The sequence below is a fragment of the Patescibacteria group bacterium genome (assembly GCA_018896645.1).
GTDB lineage: Bacteria > Patescibacteriota > Patescibacteriia > UBA2591 > JABMQE01 > JAHIMF01.
The window spans coordinates 1-14,877 of the sequence record JAHIMF010000075.1; the positions used below are offsets into that span (position 1 = coordinate 1).

The 14,877-nt window shown below is 40.5% G+C and carries 21 protein-coding genes and 1 tRNA gene; 6 read left to right on the forward strand and 16 right to left on the reverse strand.

Annotated elements, in window-relative coordinates:
• Positions 1–863, reverse strand: an 863-nt coding sequence (locus KKD20_05400) for a tetratricopeptide repeat protein (protein ID MBU4332525.1), incomplete at its 3' end; no start/stop codon positions are given.
• Between the two features lie 632 nt (positions 864–1,495).
• On the opposite strand from KKD20_05400, the gene KKD20_05405 reads away from it, so the two are divergent.
• The 5 genes from KKD20_05405 (at position 1,496) to KKD20_05425 (ending at position 5,118) form a co-directional block, all read left to right on the forward strand.
• Positions 1,496–1,573 (forward strand) — tRNA-Asp (locus KKD20_05405).
• Positions 1,574–1,819: 246 nt separating this feature from the next.
• Positions 1,820–2,062 carry a GIY-YIG nuclease family protein gene (locus KKD20_05410; protein ID MBU4332526.1) on the forward strand — a complete coding sequence of 81 codons (243 nt, stop codon included), beginning with the start codon at positions 1,820–1,822 and terminating at the stop codon, positions 2,060–2,062.
• A gap of 244 nt (positions 2,063–2,306) precedes the next feature.
• A complete protein-coding gene (locus KKD20_05415) occupies positions 2,307–2,501 on the forward strand; it encodes a hypothetical protein (GenBank protein ID MBU4332527.1) in 195 nt (64 codons plus the stop codon).
• A gap of 264 nt (positions 2,502–2,765) precedes the next feature.
• The gene (locus KKD20_05420; GenBank protein MBU4332528.1) at positions 2,766–3,680 is read left to right on the forward strand and encodes a hypothetical protein; all 915 of its coding nucleotides are present in this window, start codon (positions 2,766–2,768) and stop codon (positions 3,678–3,680) included.
• 43 nt (positions 3,681–3,723) lie between these two features.
• A complete protein-coding gene (locus KKD20_05425) occupies positions 3,724–5,118 on the forward strand; it encodes a hypothetical protein (GenBank protein ID MBU4332529.1) in 1,395 nt (464 codons plus the stop codon).
• A gap of 74 nt (positions 5,119–5,192) precedes the next feature.
• Here KKD20_05425 and KKD20_05430 read toward each other — a convergent pair whose 3' ends face one another.
• From KKD20_05430 to KKD20_05475, 10 genes are all read right to left on the reverse strand, one after another.
• A complete protein-coding gene (locus tag KKD20_05430; protein MBU4332530.1) occupies positions 5,193–5,582 on the reverse strand; it encodes a pilin in 390 nt (129 codons plus the stop codon).
• A 101-nt stretch (positions 5,583–5,683) separates the two neighbouring features.
• Positions 5,684–5,959, reverse strand: a complete 276-nt coding sequence (locus tag KKD20_05435) for a type II toxin-antitoxin system RelE/ParE family toxin (protein ID MBU4332531.1) — start codon at positions 5,957–5,959, stop codon at positions 5,684–5,686.
• Positions 5,956–6,225, reverse strand: a complete 270-nt coding sequence (locus tag KKD20_05440) for a hypothetical protein (protein ID MBU4332532.1) — start codon at positions 6,223–6,225, stop codon at positions 5,956–5,958. Before KKD20_05440 ends, KKD20_05435 begins: the two co-directional genes overlap by 4 nt.
• 98 nt (positions 6,226–6,323) lie before the next feature.
• Entirely contained in the window at positions 6,324–6,986 is a 663-nt protein-coding gene (locus KKD20_05445) for a nucleotidyl transferase AbiEii/AbiGii toxin family protein (protein MBU4332533.1), read from the reverse strand.
• A 4-nt stretch (positions 6,987–6,990) separates the two neighbouring features.
• Positions 6,991–7,302: a hypothetical protein gene (locus tag KKD20_05450; protein MBU4332534.1), complete on the reverse strand. Its 312-nt coding sequence runs from the start codon at positions 7,300–7,302 to the stop codon at positions 6,991–6,993.
• Positions 7,289–7,738 (reverse strand): DUF86 domain-containing protein, encoded by a 450-nt coding sequence (locus KKD20_05455; protein ID MBU4332535.1) that lies wholly within the window; start codon positions 7,736–7,738, stop codon positions 7,289–7,291. Before KKD20_05455 ends, KKD20_05450 begins: the two co-directional genes overlap by 14 nt.
• Entirely contained in the window at positions 7,728–8,153 is a 426-nt protein-coding gene (locus tag KKD20_05460; protein ID MBU4332536.1) for a nucleotidyltransferase domain-containing protein, read from the reverse strand. Before KKD20_05460 ends, KKD20_05455 begins: the two co-directional genes overlap by 11 nt.
• A 152-nt stretch (positions 8,154–8,305) precedes the next feature.
• Positions 8,306–9,241 carry a prolipoprotein diacylglyceryl transferase gene (gene lgt, locus KKD20_05465; GenBank protein ID MBU4332537.1) on the reverse strand — a complete coding sequence of 312 codons (936 nt, stop codon included), beginning with the start codon at positions 9,239–9,241 and terminating at the stop codon, positions 8,306–8,308.
• Between the two features lie 228 nt (positions 9,242–9,469).
• Positions 9,470–10,102, reverse strand: a complete 633-nt coding sequence (locus KKD20_05470; GenBank protein ID MBU4332538.1) for a thioredoxin family protein — start codon at positions 10,100–10,102, stop codon at positions 9,470–9,472.
• Positions 10,103–10,172: 70 nt separating this feature from the next.
• The gene (locus KKD20_05475; GenBank protein ID MBU4332539.1) at positions 10,173–11,141 is read right to left on the reverse strand and encodes a hypothetical protein; all 969 of its coding nucleotides are present in this window, start codon (positions 11,139–11,141) and stop codon (positions 10,173–10,175) included.
• Positions 11,142–11,182: 41 nt separating this feature from the next.
• Here KKD20_05475 and KKD20_05480 point away from each other — a divergent pair, with 41 nt between their 5' ends.
• On the forward strand, positions 11,183–11,338 hold the full coding sequence (locus tag KKD20_05480) for a hypothetical protein (GenBank protein MBU4332540.1): 156 nt from the start codon (positions 11,183–11,185) through the stop codon (positions 11,336–11,338).
• 232 nt (positions 11,339–11,570) lie between these two features.
• Here KKD20_05480 and gatA read toward each other — a convergent pair whose 3' ends face one another.
• From gatA to KKD20_05505, 5 genes are all read right to left on the reverse strand, one after another.
• Positions 11,571–13,127 (reverse strand): Asp-tRNA(Asn)/Glu-tRNA(Gln) amidotransferase subunit GatA, encoded by a 1,557-nt coding sequence (gatA, locus tag KKD20_05485; protein ID MBU4332541.1) that lies wholly within the window; start codon positions 13,125–13,127, stop codon positions 11,571–11,573.
• A gap of 44 nt (positions 13,128–13,171) precedes the next feature.
• Entirely contained in the window at positions 13,172–13,549 is a 378-nt protein-coding gene (locus KKD20_05490) for a four helix bundle protein (GenBank protein MBU4332542.1), read from the reverse strand.
• A gap of 52 nt (positions 13,550–13,601) precedes the next feature.
• On the reverse strand, positions 13,602–13,883 hold the full coding sequence (gene gatC / locus KKD20_05495) for an Asp-tRNA(Asn)/Glu-tRNA(Gln) amidotransferase subunit GatC (protein MBU4332543.1): 282 nt from the start codon (positions 13,881–13,883) through the stop codon (positions 13,602–13,604).
• Between the two features lie 247 nt (positions 13,884–14,130).
• Positions 14,131–14,469, reverse strand: coding sequence for a hypothetical protein (locus tag KKD20_05500; protein MBU4332544.1), 339 nt, complete (start codon positions 14,467–14,469; stop codon positions 14,131–14,133).
• 146 nt (positions 14,470–14,615) lie between these two features.
• Positions 14,616–14,861 (reverse strand): type II toxin-antitoxin system PemK/MazF family toxin, encoded by a 246-nt coding sequence (locus tag KKD20_05505; protein ID MBU4332545.1) that lies wholly within the window; start codon positions 14,859–14,861, stop codon positions 14,616–14,618.
• Positions 14,862–14,877: the final 16 nt, after the last annotated feature.

The following is a 14,877-nucleotide window of genomic DNA, read 5'->3' on the forward strand; positions in this document are numbered from 1 at the left end:
ATAAATCTGGAAAAAGGATAAGAAAAAATATCCAATTCCCCGGAAATTCTATCTACTCTAAACTTGAGCCAACCGCTAGGATTAACCTCCAGCACCTCCATCAAATCACCATCTTTATCAATCCCCTGCCACCCCGGCCCAAAATCCGGCCCTAATTTCTGTTTTAGCTCACTAAGTAATTCATCACCACCAGCCTTATTAACTACTGTATTAACTTTATTAACCTTATTAACTTCATCATCAATAACATCAGCCCCTTTCTCTTTGTCAGACTTTATCAAATCCCCCTGCCCCAAATCATTCACCAGCACCGTATGCACCCTCTGCCCTGCCGGCAAATTCACGTTCTTCGCCTCTGTCTCCGCCTCGGCTTTTACATCATCAAGCGAGATAATTTTATTTTTAAAAGCCCTCAGCAATCCCTGGTAAGCAAACGAGTTTCTGATGCTCTCTAATATTTCGGGCGTAAAATCCGCCATAGTCACTTTCTTGGACTTTTCGCCTGGCGCTAGGCCCATCTTTCTATTAAGACGGTTTAAATTCTCTTCAGCTATCTTAAAATTTGAGTCAATTTTTAAAGCCGCCTCATAGGCCTCCTGTGCCTTTTCTAATTCGCCCTGGTTTTCAAAAATCACGCCAACATTATTTTTAGCGTCAGCGATTTTATCTATTTTTTGATAACACAAAATCGCCTGGTCAATATTGCCCTCTGCTTGATAAGCCACGCCCAGATTAAAAATAACTGTCTGATCAAGAGGCGCCAATTTCAAAGCTTGCTCATATAATTTTTGAGCTCTTTTATAATCTTGCTGACCAAACGCCTTGTTGCCGCGGTCAATTAATTTTGAGATGTCTTTTGACACAATTTATTATTTATTATTCCAGCCAGAGGGTGCCTGCCCGCCTTTGGAGGGGTCAGCCTTTGGCTGATATTATTCTTTTTTATTAATTTGTTGCGCTTCGCCCTGAACCAGAGGTTCTCGGTTCTGGGCTTCGCTTTTATTGATTTATTAACTTTACCTGTGGTGAGTCGCATCGAACCGTTAACTGTCAACAATTATCAATTAATATCAACTAATTTCTATCAATATCTATAAATTTCTACCATGCACGCCAACACAGTCGTGATATCAGTAGATATTAGTATCTCAATTTCTTCGTTATTAACTTTATTAACTATCATTAGCCATACCCTTTATTTTCCTGGCCTGAGTTTGTCGAATGGCTTTATTTCTCTATTTCTTGCTTTAATGTTTTTTTGCTTTAATGTTTTTTTGCTTTAATGTTTTTTTGCTTTAATGTTTTTTTGCTTTCTTGCTTTAATGTTTTCTTGCTTTAATGTTTTCTTGCTTTAATGTTTTCTTGCTTTCTTGCTTTAATGTTTTCTTGCTTTCTTGCTTTAATGATTACTCTTCCATTATAATTATACCACATCTCACCTTTACAAGCTACATGTGGACAAAAATTAAGCAATATGCTATGGTGTATTTATCCTGGGGTCGTAGCTCAGCTTGGTTAGAGCGTCTGCCTGTCACGCAGAAGGTCGAGGGTTCGAGTCCCTTCGGCCCCGCCACACTTCGCTCCACTAAAGTGGAGCTTCGTGTGGCTTTCAGCCATCACTTCTAAAAGCAAAATTGTTAATGTTTTGAAAGCGAAGCGTGTCACCCGACCTGTCCCCCGAAGCGCTCCGTCGCGCTCCGTCGCCAGAGCTTTGGAGCGTCGGTGACCAGAGCTTTGGAGCGTCGGTGACTTTAGCGAAGGGGGAAGCTTTAGTAAAGGGTGACAACGAAGGGTGACAGTATATCTAATATATTTTGTTATGTATTTTGTTTATTTGCTAAAATTAGTAAATAGAAAAATTTATACTGGATCAACTCCTGACATCAAACATAGAATTAAAGAACATAAACTAGGAAAATGTAAAGCGACAAAAGACTTTCGTCCAGTAAAATTAATTTGGTGCTGTATTTTTCCTAAGAGACTTCAAGCAAGACGCTTTGAAAATTATTTAAAAACTGGATCAGGCCAAGCATTCCGAAATAAAAGACTGATTTGCAACTAAAAACGCCTGTGTATATCTCTCCTTGCCTAAAATCCCCTAAAACGCTATAATAAACAAAGAAACCAAGAAATAAAGAAATATAGAAATAAAAAGAAATAACTAAAAAAACTCCAATGACTAGTCTTCATTTCTTAATTTCTTTATTTCTTAATTTCTTTTTCCCTAAAATCCTCTCACTAATAATAAAAAATAAGCTGTTTTTAATCCCCACCAGGCATTAAATAATTTAAATATTAACATTTTAATTTTAAGAAAAACTATGGCAGAAGACACATTAGTCGTAGGCTCAAAAGTTAAGGCCTACATCAAATCAAAGGGTTGCCATACATCTAGTGACGCACTCGGGGCTCTGAACGAAAAAGTTCATGAAATCCTCGATAAGGCCACCGCAAGATGTCAAGGCAACAAACGTTCAACAGTGAAGCCGCAGGATATGTAAGTTTGAGCGCGGATTCGAGGTCCTCCTATGTTTTGAGGACCTAACTAAAAAATCCTCTTTTTTATGAGGATTTTTTGGTTGGCTAATATTAGCCAATTTATCCTTTAAAAAAACAGATATCCATTATTTTTAAACCTCCACCCTTGACTTTTTAAAAAATCTATGCTATATTTAAACAATTATAAATCGTACTTCCCTAGGCCCTATTTGGGGTAAACAGGGATGTTTGACAACCGAAAAACTTCAATAATAAGGAGGCATGAAATGGCAAAGGAAAAAACTGGAACAATGGCCGGTGCTGCTGTGATAGCCGGAGCAGGCATTGAAGCTGGCAAGGGAATAATCCGTGACCTTGCTAAAAATGTGGGGGAACATCTAACCAGCCAGTTCAAAGAAAGCATTGGCGGACTCGGCGTAAAAGATGAAGGCAACTACAATGCCGTCATCAACGCCTGGGCCACTGCCACGGGAAAAAAGGAAAATGATCAGGGTGAAAAAATTGAAGTCCTGGTATTTTCTGATGGCGTAACTAACGCCAAAAAGCTGGAAACATGGATGAAGAAAAAGTTAACCTCACGGCAACAACGCTGGTTCATAAGAGTCATCGCCAATATGCTGGCCGATGAACTTGCAGTTCGGGAAAAGGGCACTGAAAAAAAAGATGCCTTATCTGTCACCGAAGCCGCGATTGTTATCGCCCGTGAACTTAATAGCCTAGTAAAGGATTATCCTGACGAAAATGAATGGATAACCGCTCTCTACGCGCGACGGCTTATCAAGCAGGACTATCTTGATGAGGGCTACCAGCTTTTCAAGCAATACCTCATTGCCGCGGGAGAGGTGTGGGAGGAAGTTATTGAAAAGATGCGGGACCGAACCAAAGAAGCCGAGCAAAGATATCAAGTTTTTATGTTAGAACTTGCTGGAGCCGAGATAATTGACGATTGGCTCGACTCTTCCGATGGATCCGCATCAAAATCCTTTCGAACAAGTATCGGCTCTATGACTCGGGAAAAGGCCATAAAAACCCTAGGGCAGTTAGTCGCCTTGCCTAACGATAAACAACGCACGAAAATGGCAAGTGTCCGAGGGTTAATGAAAGTTAATACTCTCGCCGCAAGAATGCGAGCCCGCGCTAAAAAGGTGAGGCAGGAAACCAAGCGCCTCAAGAAAAAATAACGGAACAGAAAAAACGGTTAAGCAAAGGTAAAAAAGGGGGTTTATGATGCCTGACAAAGATGGAGTGGAAGGAACGATCGATAAGGTGGCCGAAGAAACAAAAGCCTTCTTCCAAAAGCTGGAAGATTGGCTAAAAGAGGGAAAGGTGCCATTGCTGGCCTTTATCCTCGCGGCCATTTATGTGGTAGGGAGAAAATGGGGCGATGAGATTGTTGAATGGCTTGAAGGATTTATGGACATTGCGGGCGCCTACAGCGAGCGTCTCGCTCTTCATGGAAAAAGGATAATCAGAAGAGTAAGAGACAGGGCCAAGCGATATAGTATAATCTATCGCTGGGCGGCCTTGATTCTCTTGGGCGTTGCTATTATATTCCTTCTGATCGGTTCTGGCTGGCCAGGATATTGGGCAGGCGGGACTGTTGTGGGAATATTCCTGATAGTTCTTGCAATCCTCTACCCAGTATTAATAGGTGTAATCCTTGGTTCCGTTGCCAATGGTTTAAGTAAAATCAATAAAAAATGGACTGCCCTTCAACTGGCAATCAGATGGGTCAACGGACTCATGCTTGCTGTCTTGCTTTTTCTGACTCTCTGGGCAATTCATTTGGATATTGGCAGGGACTTCTATGGCCTGGCAGTACTGGCAGTTTGCACAGCACTGGCGGTTACAATCTTTGCTGTTATTGTTGGTAAATCTGGCAATCTGCTTTACTACCTAGCCATAATTACGCTGGTGGCTAGCGTGATAGGTTATGCCTTTTTCTATGGTTTCTTTGAGGCCGGCAAAACAGAGGCCGACTTGGCAAACATCATACAAGCGGGTGGCGCTAACATTTATGGCCAACCCCGAACTAGCCAAGTTCAACTGCCCCTTCACAAGCGGGAAGGCAAGAATAGAATTGCCTCCACTGTCTTGAAAGACAGCACTGATGTCGGAGAGTTCATGGTGTTTGACCAAGAGGGCTTTAAGCCAAACGGGAAAGGAGAGCTCCTAATTGGGATAATTCGTAAAACTCCCAAGGGTTACTTAGGAAGGGAACAAGATAAGTATTATGTTCCCAGTCGACTAGTAACCCTCTATCGATTAGGAGGCCCGAAAAGGGAGGTTACAAAGCCCCCTCCGCCTGACGATGACTCCACGAGCGCCCAGGAGGAGCGCGGTGATGTCGAACCAAGACCGACTCCTGCCACGACTCCGTCGACTTACGCCTCTGGCACCCCGGTTCACCTCGAACCCCATGAAGTCAAATTCTTTGGCTTGAGGGTCCGGGCGAACCAGTTAATAACGTTTAGGACCAATGTGGCTGACTGGTGGTTATTAGACAGCAACGGAGACATCCATTTTGCCAAAACCCGAGTTCGTTGGCGAGTTGACACTCCAGGTGAAATAACCGTGAAGGGGGGCAACCGTCCTATGACACTCTGGGTAGATCTTTAAACCCAAAATAAGGGGCGTTCGATAATAAAAAAATCGAACGCCCTCTTTTTATTATTCTCTCTATACAAAATATTCTATTTTGCCCCCACAAAAGCCTTAAACACGAATGTCAAAATCGCATAACTAGTAAAAATAATTAACAATCCCAAAGTTGACCAGACCAAAATATCTTTGCCTTTTTTTATTCTTTGCTCATTCCCGCCGGAAAGCATCCACATAAATCCGCCATAAATAAACATTACTAAAGCTAATGAGCCCACAACACCTAACAAGGTTTGAATAAAATTACCAATACATTCCTGAACTGAATCGCATTGCAGGGGATTTGAGATCCCATTCCCCGATTCTTCGTGTCCTGCGGCCTGCTCCTCTGCCCCCGCAAAACCAAAACTTCCGAAAAAGAGGACGAGGCAGAGAAGGCAAGCAATGGATAATTTTAATAAAAAGGTTTTTTTGGTTTGCATGGGGGTCTAATAATTGATAATTGATAATTGATAATTTTTTCTGTGTTTTTATTATAGCATGGGTCATGAAAACATAAAAATATAAGCTACAGGCGTATAAGTTACAGGCTGAGCAATGAGAGGAATCTTCTATAAAGATCCTTTTTACCCCGATGATCTATTTTAGTAATCAAGATGCTTAAGCCTTTCCACTTGAAAATAATTCGAAAATCGCCGATTCGGAAACGGTAAAAGCCACCGCCAAGGGGTTTAGTAAAACGCAAAGGTTCTTCCCGAGTGCAGTAGTCTTCGATTTTATTGACAATCCTTTTCTGAATATCAACCGGCAGTTTACTCAAACGTTTATCAACTTTTTTGGCGAAGTTATAACCAATCATAGGCCGAGCCTTTTCTTAACTTCTTCGCCAGAGACTACACCCGAGGCAATAGATTCTTCCATTTCTTTTTGAAACTCCGGAGAAGCGGCTTCAATGTCTTCTAAAAGCTCATCTAATTCTTCTAAGGATTTAGCGCCAATAAAAAAGCCGCAAGTCAAACCTTTATCATCAACAAATTTAACTAGCCCTTTGGAATTTTTCCAAGGTAAAGACTCAAGCATTGACACAGGAGCAGTTTTAGTTTTAAATGAGGCCGGAAGAGCCATAAAAATAAAATTAAAGATGATACAGACTTTTCTTTGTTTTTATTATAGCATGAATCATTAAAGCATAAAAACATAAAAACAATATAGCAGTACAACAATTAAATCCTTATTCCCCTGTTTTTGCAAAAGTTTTTAACTTCTATAAGCAGGACTTTCTTAACTTTTGACCAAGTGGCGGTTTTATCAAATAACTTTATTCTTGTATCTCTTCCTTCTCCATCAGCATCTTGAAAATAAATCAAGGCTCGCAAGCAAGTATAAATATCATACTCTGGATGTTTCTCCTGAACAAACTCTAAAATCTGACCCAATGTATATCTTTTCAAAAGATAGTAAATGTCAAAAAAATCTCTTTGCCTGCCCCGCTGAACTATAGCAATTATTTTCATGGCGGTGATATCTTCAACACTCGCCAAATTGATATCTGAAAACTTAACAAAATCTCTAATCAGAGGATACGGATAATAAAAAGCAGTAAGATCAACATTCCTGATGACAGTTCTAAAATCAGAGGATGTGGCTTCGGTAATTTTTATTTTAGTGTTTATAAAATTTTTCTTGAACTCTGATAATAAAATAAGCGGTCTTATTTTTGTTTCTTTATAAAAATCAAAATCCACTGAAGTCCGATGCCCAATCTGCAAAGCTAAAGCCGTGCCACCAGCCAGATAAAATTTATACTTCTTAAAAAAAGAGAGTGTCTCTAAAATTTCTTTCTGACTTTTGGATAATATTTCTGGATATAATTTATCGATAGTCATGACTTTAAAACTTTGGATTAATATCTAAAATCGCCTCCTGGTATTTTTGAGTCGGTACTTTGACATCTAAAATTCTAGTCCAAAAATTTAATGACCGCGGATACCAAGTGCCTCTTCGTGGTTCTTTTAAAACTCGCTTGATTTCACGAGGTTGATAGATTTGGAACAGCCATTTGACCTGTTCTTCCGTGCCACAATTCAAAACCTGCATGATAATTTCTTTTTTATCACGAGGATTATCAATCCGCATCTTGGAAATATTATTTGACCAAAGCGCTGACTGCAAAAATTTTGGCGGTTTTTTATTTTTTCTCATATTTTATCTTCTCTAAATAATCAGAGACATAGCCCAAAAATTCCTCAAAATCGCCCAGGTTATTTTGCATTTTATCATGCAATTCTTCTTCAGTAACATGATAATAATCGTGAACCAGGCGATTACGATAACTTGCCATTTTTCGAAAAACTACTGCTCTGTCATCTGGGATAATGCCTAACTTTGACAAACTCAAAAATATTGAACCATAATCTTTTTGAATACCTTCACCGGGTGTCTTTGCCAAAATATGCGTACCCAAACTAATCATGCCTTCAATGGCTCGCTGGAGCCGATAAGCAACCTGGTCAATTGCTGTTTGGTTCTTTTGAAATTCTGCCAATGACAAATCCTGATACTTTTTAAGAATATCAATAGACTTTTCAATATCATTCATTAATGTTTTAACCTTTTCTATGTCTAGGTTAAGCTCCATAGTTTTGAAGTGAATGTCTTTTAATTGTTTCCTCGGTAAACATTCTCAAAATTGGTTTAAAATCTAAGTACCGTAGGGCAGTCTGTTCTTCATAATCAGTGGCTTTATTATAATTATCAACATAGATCATTTTGCTTTGATTGATTGCCCTAAATTGCAAAGCAATCGGTGCTTGATGCAAAAATACAATATCAGCCTTACTCCCTTTGCCAGCAACTTCTTTGGCAAAAATTTCCTCAAAATCAGCATACGCTAAATCTTTATCTTTTGGATAGCCCTTTTTAAATAAAAAACCAAAATCATAATCACTGCCAGGATGAGCGGTTTTGTCTGTTTGCGAACCAAAAAGGTACACTGCTTGAACGCCGTGTTTTTTTAGTAATTTTATGACTCTTGAAGAAGTTATCTTATGCATTGTCTATATTATATCACAAAGCAAGAAATCATGAAAGTCGGTGAACAAAATTTAAATTGCTATAGGCTAAATTGTTACGATTTTGACAAGCTTTCTTAACAATTTAGCAATTTAACAATATAATAATATAACAATGAAACAATAAGACAATCCTATCCACCATGAGCTAACTCTCTACCCCGAGCGATCTTCCACGCCATCAGCCCCGCCCCCGCCAAAACCAACACCCCGCTGGTCCAATGGCCTAAACGTAAACCTAAAATAATTGGTTGGACGTCTAAGCGCAAGAACTCCAGAAAAAATCGGCTTAATGAGTATGAAGTGAGATAAGTGAGAAAGATGGTGCCAGGTATTGATAATTGATAATTAATAATTGATAATTCTTTTGTTTGATTGCTTGATTGTTTGATTGTTTGATTGCTTTTTATCCTTCTTGCATGCATCCAAATCAACACTCCAAAAATTATAAAATTCAACAAGCTCTGGTATAAAAATGTTGGATGGAAAAATTCAAAGCCTTGATAAATCTCGGGCCGGGCTAAAGCATTGATTGGAATGCCCCAGGGCAAGCTGGTTGGCAAGCCAAAAATCTCTCCATTAAAATAATTACCCCACCGGCCAAAGGCTTGGCCAAGGATAAGGGCTGGAGCCAAGATGTCAGCTAAGAGCCAAAAGGTGTTATTAACTGATAATTGATAATTGATAATTGATAATTTTTGATTGCCCTCTTTCGCCTTCTCCGCCCCCTTCGCCTTCTTAAGCCTTCTTAAGCCTTCTTCTCCTTTCTTACTATAAAACCAAATCACCAAAACGCCCATTATCACCGCGCCGTAAATCCCCAGTCCCCCGTTCCAAACCTTAACAATATCTATGGGATTGCTAAAATAATGCTGCCATTCGCATAACACATGATAAATCCGCGCGCCAATCAAACCAAAAATAATCAACCAAAAATATAAATCTACAATCTGGTCTTTTTTTATTTTATATCTCTCGGCCAGCCTCAAACTTACCAAAAAACCAAAAATCACGCCGCAGGTAATAATAAAACCATACCAATGAATAGAAATTGGACCTAAGGAAAACATAATAGGTTGGGGGTGGTAAGTGTGGAGAAACATAAATAAAGTTAATACAGTAGTTAATAAGGTTAATAAAGAAACTGCTATGTTTTACAAGCTTATTAACTCTATTAACTTTATTAACAATTTATTAACTATAGATTTTTAAGATGATAAATGAAAATATAACAAACGAGTCCTAGTATCAAACAATGACACCAAGACTCGCATTATCAGTCAAAAAATCAATAAAAATCATTTCAATAACTCTTCAATCACTGCCCTAAACTCTGCTTCTTCGGCAACCAAGTCTTGCTGGGACTCATAGCCATTGCCGATGCGCCAATATTTGCAGCCGAAAACAAAAGTCGGCACATAGCCTTCGGGATTAAATTTTCTATAGATAGCCAGTTCAGCAGTTGGCACACTGGTCTCCGGGGTTTGCGTAAGGGTGTTATCATTCATATCCAATTCCCAATGATAAGCAATGATTTTGCCGCGGGTCATATACTCCCGCATGAGCTCATCAAATGTTTCTTTAATCCAAGTACAATGCGGACAACTTGTTGTTGAAAAAAGCCGAATCACAGGCTTGCCGCTTTCTTTGCAGGCTGGCTCGCCGCTATCCATAAAAGTATCAATCCCGGCCGCGCCAGAAGGCAAAGCTTGAACCTGGGGCGCTGGAGGTTGTTGTTGGGCGCTCTCACTCCCCTCGGCAGTCTGCTCGGTAACCACGGCCGGAGCTTCGCCTGCTTGCTCATCCTTAAACATAGAATAAAGCATCACAAAACCAACCAAGCCAAATATAACTAGACCCGCTGCTAAACCCAAAGCAAAGCTAGTTTTTGCTGAGATGCTTTTCTTTTTTTCTTTTTGCTCATTCTCCATTATTTTATTAATTTATTGGTTTATTGATTTATTAACTTTATTAACTACTATATTAACCCTATTAACAAGTTTAGTTACACTCCCCGCCGCTATCCGCTCCTTCACCTCCAAAACCAAATCCCGGGCTGGGCGTGGTGGTTGAAAGCTCCCCGCTGCAAGCTTGGGGCGCTTCGTTAAAAGCCGAGCAGATTACTGTGAGCAAAGCGGCTGGCGAACGGCCAGAAGCGACTTTAGTGCTGTTAACAACTAATCCTGGGGAACCCTGGATTTGGTACTGGGCAACTGCTCCTTTGTCAACTTCAAAAACTGGAAATTGTCCATTCATCCAAGTGGCTTTATCATTAAATTTTTCTGTCACTTGAAACTCTTTATCCGTAGCCGCCACGCATTGATTTAAATTAGTTTGATTGATTCCTAATTGCTGAACACATTTAGCTGACTGGTTGGAGTCATCAACCTCCAGAAAACATTCTAAATAATCAGGTAATTTCTGGGGCTCATTCTTTTGGATGCAATACTGCCTCATTTGTTCATTAAGCTCTTTTTGGCCATGCATGGCATAATCGCAAAATTTTAATTCAAAATCAATCGCCTCGCCTAAAGCTTCCACCACCGGTAAAATGCCTTTTTCTATCTGCGTGCCATACGGGCAATGGCTCATCACAAAGAGCTCTATTTTTGGCTTGTCGCTTTTCACGACATCCGCTGGCTGAACTGTATCCCCGCCTTCTTGAGCTTGGTTCTTCCCTTCAATCTCTTCAATATCCATCACCTGTGGAAAAAATTTCTTGCCGTCTTTGGTCATAAAAGAATCTATGATCTGGCCGTTGCCAAGATTAATAGCCAGCTTATAAAGACCCCCCTCTTCTGTAACCTCTTGAACAGCGGCCGTAGTGCCGGGTTGCATCAAATTTTCATTAATAAATTTTTCTGCTTTTGTTTTCACTTCCTCCGGGCTAAGGATAGCGCTGGTTTTTGACAAGCTGCAGCCCGTCAAAACAGCTAACAACACTAGACTAAGAATAACTGCTTTTTTCATAATTTATTGAATTAATAATAAAATGCTAATATAAAAGTCTTATGTCATTGCGAGCGTCGTTCTTTGCTGTCATTGCGAGCGGAACGGAGCGACCCGCAGGGAGCGGAGTGGAGCGTGGCAATCCCGTTTTCCACGCTGTCATTGCGAGCGACTCTTTGTCTGTGCCAAGTAATACTGGCCAGGGCAATGAAGAATAGGGTGGGCAGTAAGGGTGGGGGGAGCGAAGCAATCCCGTTGATTACCTGTGGACGGCGTTCCACGCATTCCTGTATGGCTGCGTCTACAGGATTTACCACGGGATTGCTTCGCTCTTTTTATCTTTAACTGTCTGCGCCTTGTCCTTCTTTTGACAAAGCTGCTCTGGCTTGGCAAGTCCTACAGTCGCTCGCAATGACAAGGAAAAAGAATGTCATTCCGGAATGACAGCTATTACAACACCGGTCGCTGCTCTCCCCACGCTGTCGCCTTTTCATAATGCCAGGCCGCTCGCAGAATCGCGGCTTCATCAAAGTGCTTGCCAATAAGCTGCAGTCCGACTGGCAGACTGTCCACCCCGTTAGATAATTTTTTACCCTCGTTATTATTTCCAATTTTATCTTTATCTTTTAAAGTAGTGCTTTCTTTTTTTAAAGAATATCTAACGGGGTCAATAAACCCGCAAGGAACAGAAATCCCTGGCCCGCCATAAAGATTAAGAGAAACCGTATAAATATCCGCTAAATACATCTGTAGGGGATCATCTGCGCGCTCGCCTAATTTAAAAGCGGTGGTTGGTGAAGTCGGTGTTAATATTACATCAACTTTTTCAAAAGCATTCTCAAAATCTCTTTTAATCAAAGTCCGAACTTTTTGAGCCTGAAGATAATAAGCATCATAATACCCGGCAGACAAAGTATAAGCACCCAGCATAATCCGACGTTTGGCTTCAGCCCCAAAACCTTGGGCTCGCGATTTTAAATATACATCTAATAAATCTTTAGTATCTTTAGCTGAATGGCCATATTTAATGCCATCATAACGAGCTAGGTTAGAAGAAACTTCTGCGGGTTGAATTATATAATAGCAAGCAACCGCATACTCTGTCAAGGGCAAGGAAATATCAATAATTTCCGCGCCAAGTTCTTTAAATTTTTTGATTGCTTCCTCAACCCGCTCCTTGACTTGGGCATCAATCCCAGTAATAAAATATTCCCCGGGAACACCGATTTTTAGGCCGGCAATACTTTTCTTTAAATCCTCCAAACAATCAGCAACTGGAATTTCTGGGGTAGTGGCATCATTTTCATCATGGCCGGCAATATATTTTAAAACAATCGCCGCGTCTTCAACAGTTTTTGTTAAATGACCAATCGTATCCAGCGAAGACGCCATGGCAATCACGCCATAGCGCGAAGTCCGGCCATAGGTTGGCTTGAGGCCAACGACACCACAGAAACTCGCTGGCTGCCGGATGGAACCGCCAGTATCAGTACCCAAAGCATAAACACATTCATCTGCGGCCACGGCTGCGGCTGAACCGCCAGAAGAGCCCCCAGGCACTCGTCCGAGATCCCAAGGATTATATGTTGGCCCAAAACCGGAATTTTCCGTTGAAGAGCCCATGGCAAATTCATCCAAATTAGTTTTGCCAATAATGACAGCATCTTGGGCTAGCAGTCTTTGAGTAGTAGTTGACTCGTAGGGCGGCAAATAGTTCTCTAAAATTTTTGAGCCAGCCGTAGTTTTAATGCCTTGGGTACAAAATAAATCTTTAACCCCAACCGGAATGCCGGCCAAGATGCCCAGCTCTTCTCCCCTACTAATCTTTTTATCAACTTTTTGCGCCTGTTTTCGCGCTTCTTTCTCACTGACTGTAATAAAAGCCTTGACCCGAACATCAACTTTCTTAATGCGCTCCAAATACAAATCTAAAAGCTCGGCTGCGGAGACTTCCTTATTAACTAAAAACTCGTGGGTTTTGGAAATTGTTAAATTATTTAACTGCATTTTTCCCCTCTATTGTTATATTGCTATATTGTTATATTGTTTTTTTATTTACTTAATTTTTCATTTGTAAACCTGATGAGATGATGGACTTCTTGCGGTAATTTTTGAAGTTCTTGAAAAATATGATTATATTGTTCATTTGTCAACAATCCTCGTCTTTTGGCTTTCTCGTTCCAATCTAAAGATTCGCCGATTGAACCGAAATTATAGCGATAAAATTGAACTTTTTCTTTCTTGAAATATCTAAAGAATCCTTCAGCGATATTTGCAGATATCGAATCTACTGCCCTAGTAAATTGTGAACCAAAGCTTTTTTTAACAAACCAATCCCACTTGGCTACAACATCCCAAACATAATTTGATAGTTGAAAGGCAATTACGTATGCTCTAACATCATTAAGTTTGAGATACTTCTTGTTAATCATGGAATTTCATTTTAACAATATAGCAATATGACAATATAACAATTCGTTTTCAAAAAACAGACCTAACTTTAAAAGAATCCCCATCTCTTTCCGGCGCGTTATCTAAAATCCCCTGCCTGGTTTTCTTTGACTGTTGTTTATTAATTTTATCAGCCCGCATAACATTTTTAAGGCCAGTTACTTGGGCCGTAGGTTCCACGCCCTTGGTCTCCGCTCCTTGCAGTTTTTCAATGTATTCTAAAATAGAAGAAAGCTCACCGGTATACTTGGCTTTCTCCTTACTGGTTAACTCTAACCGCGCTAATTTTGCAATTTTTTGGATATCAATCATACAAATTTATCCAGCACCTTTTAAAAATAATCGCGATAAAGGTGTCTGGATTTATAGTATATCAAAATTAATTTTTTAGCAAACGCGTTATTCGCATATGCCCCCGGTCGCCTTTCAGCCCCGAGCTCTCCTCAAGTCTGAGCGGCCTCGGAGTCGAAGACAAGGCCGAGGGGCAGGCAAGGCAGGCATACAATAAAAAAGCGGGCTTGTGCGTCACAAATAGCCCGCTAAAACGCATTTATCTTTATTATGCGCGCACCCCAAATGGCGCACCCACAACCGGACGCCCCGCCTGACGTTCATTCGGGTGGCTTGCGCCTTCTTGCCGCTGTAAAAGAGCCAAGGATGCTATTCCTTCTAATCGCCTCTTTATCTCTTCAGAGCGGCCGCCATTGCCGTTAACCTGAAGGTTTCGCACACCATGACGTGATTCGCTATGAACCCGAACACTGCCATGTTGCTTTACTAGTTGGACCAGAGCCTCAAACGAGGACCAATGTCCTCTACGCCATTGATTGTTGTCATCAAGCCAGTAAACACAAACCCGGTTACGTGGTTTTCTGCCGCGATTACGCCGATGAGACATTCTTTCCCCCCTCACGGTTGTTGGTAATATTTTCTGGACAAATCTATCGCTGCACTACCGCAAAGGAGTTTTCACAACCGTTTCCACATATAATCCCACCTCCTTCCGCGATTGAAATTTTAAGCCCTGCAAATATAAAATAATTTTTATGTTTTTATCCCCAAGCTTTGGGCAGTTCTCTTTCTTATCTCGGCTAAATCTTCCCTTGATACCCTGCCCTGTTTTACTATTGCCGACTCCTTGTAAATCAAAACTGGCTGATCACAAATTACCTTACTCAAAAGTGGCATTATTCCTTCTGGCAAAATATAATCATGGGGATAAATTTTATCAACCCTCCTGCTCGTAAGTAAGGCCGCATTAAAAGTACTCTTATATTGATGTATCCTCAATGGTTCTAAATTGATA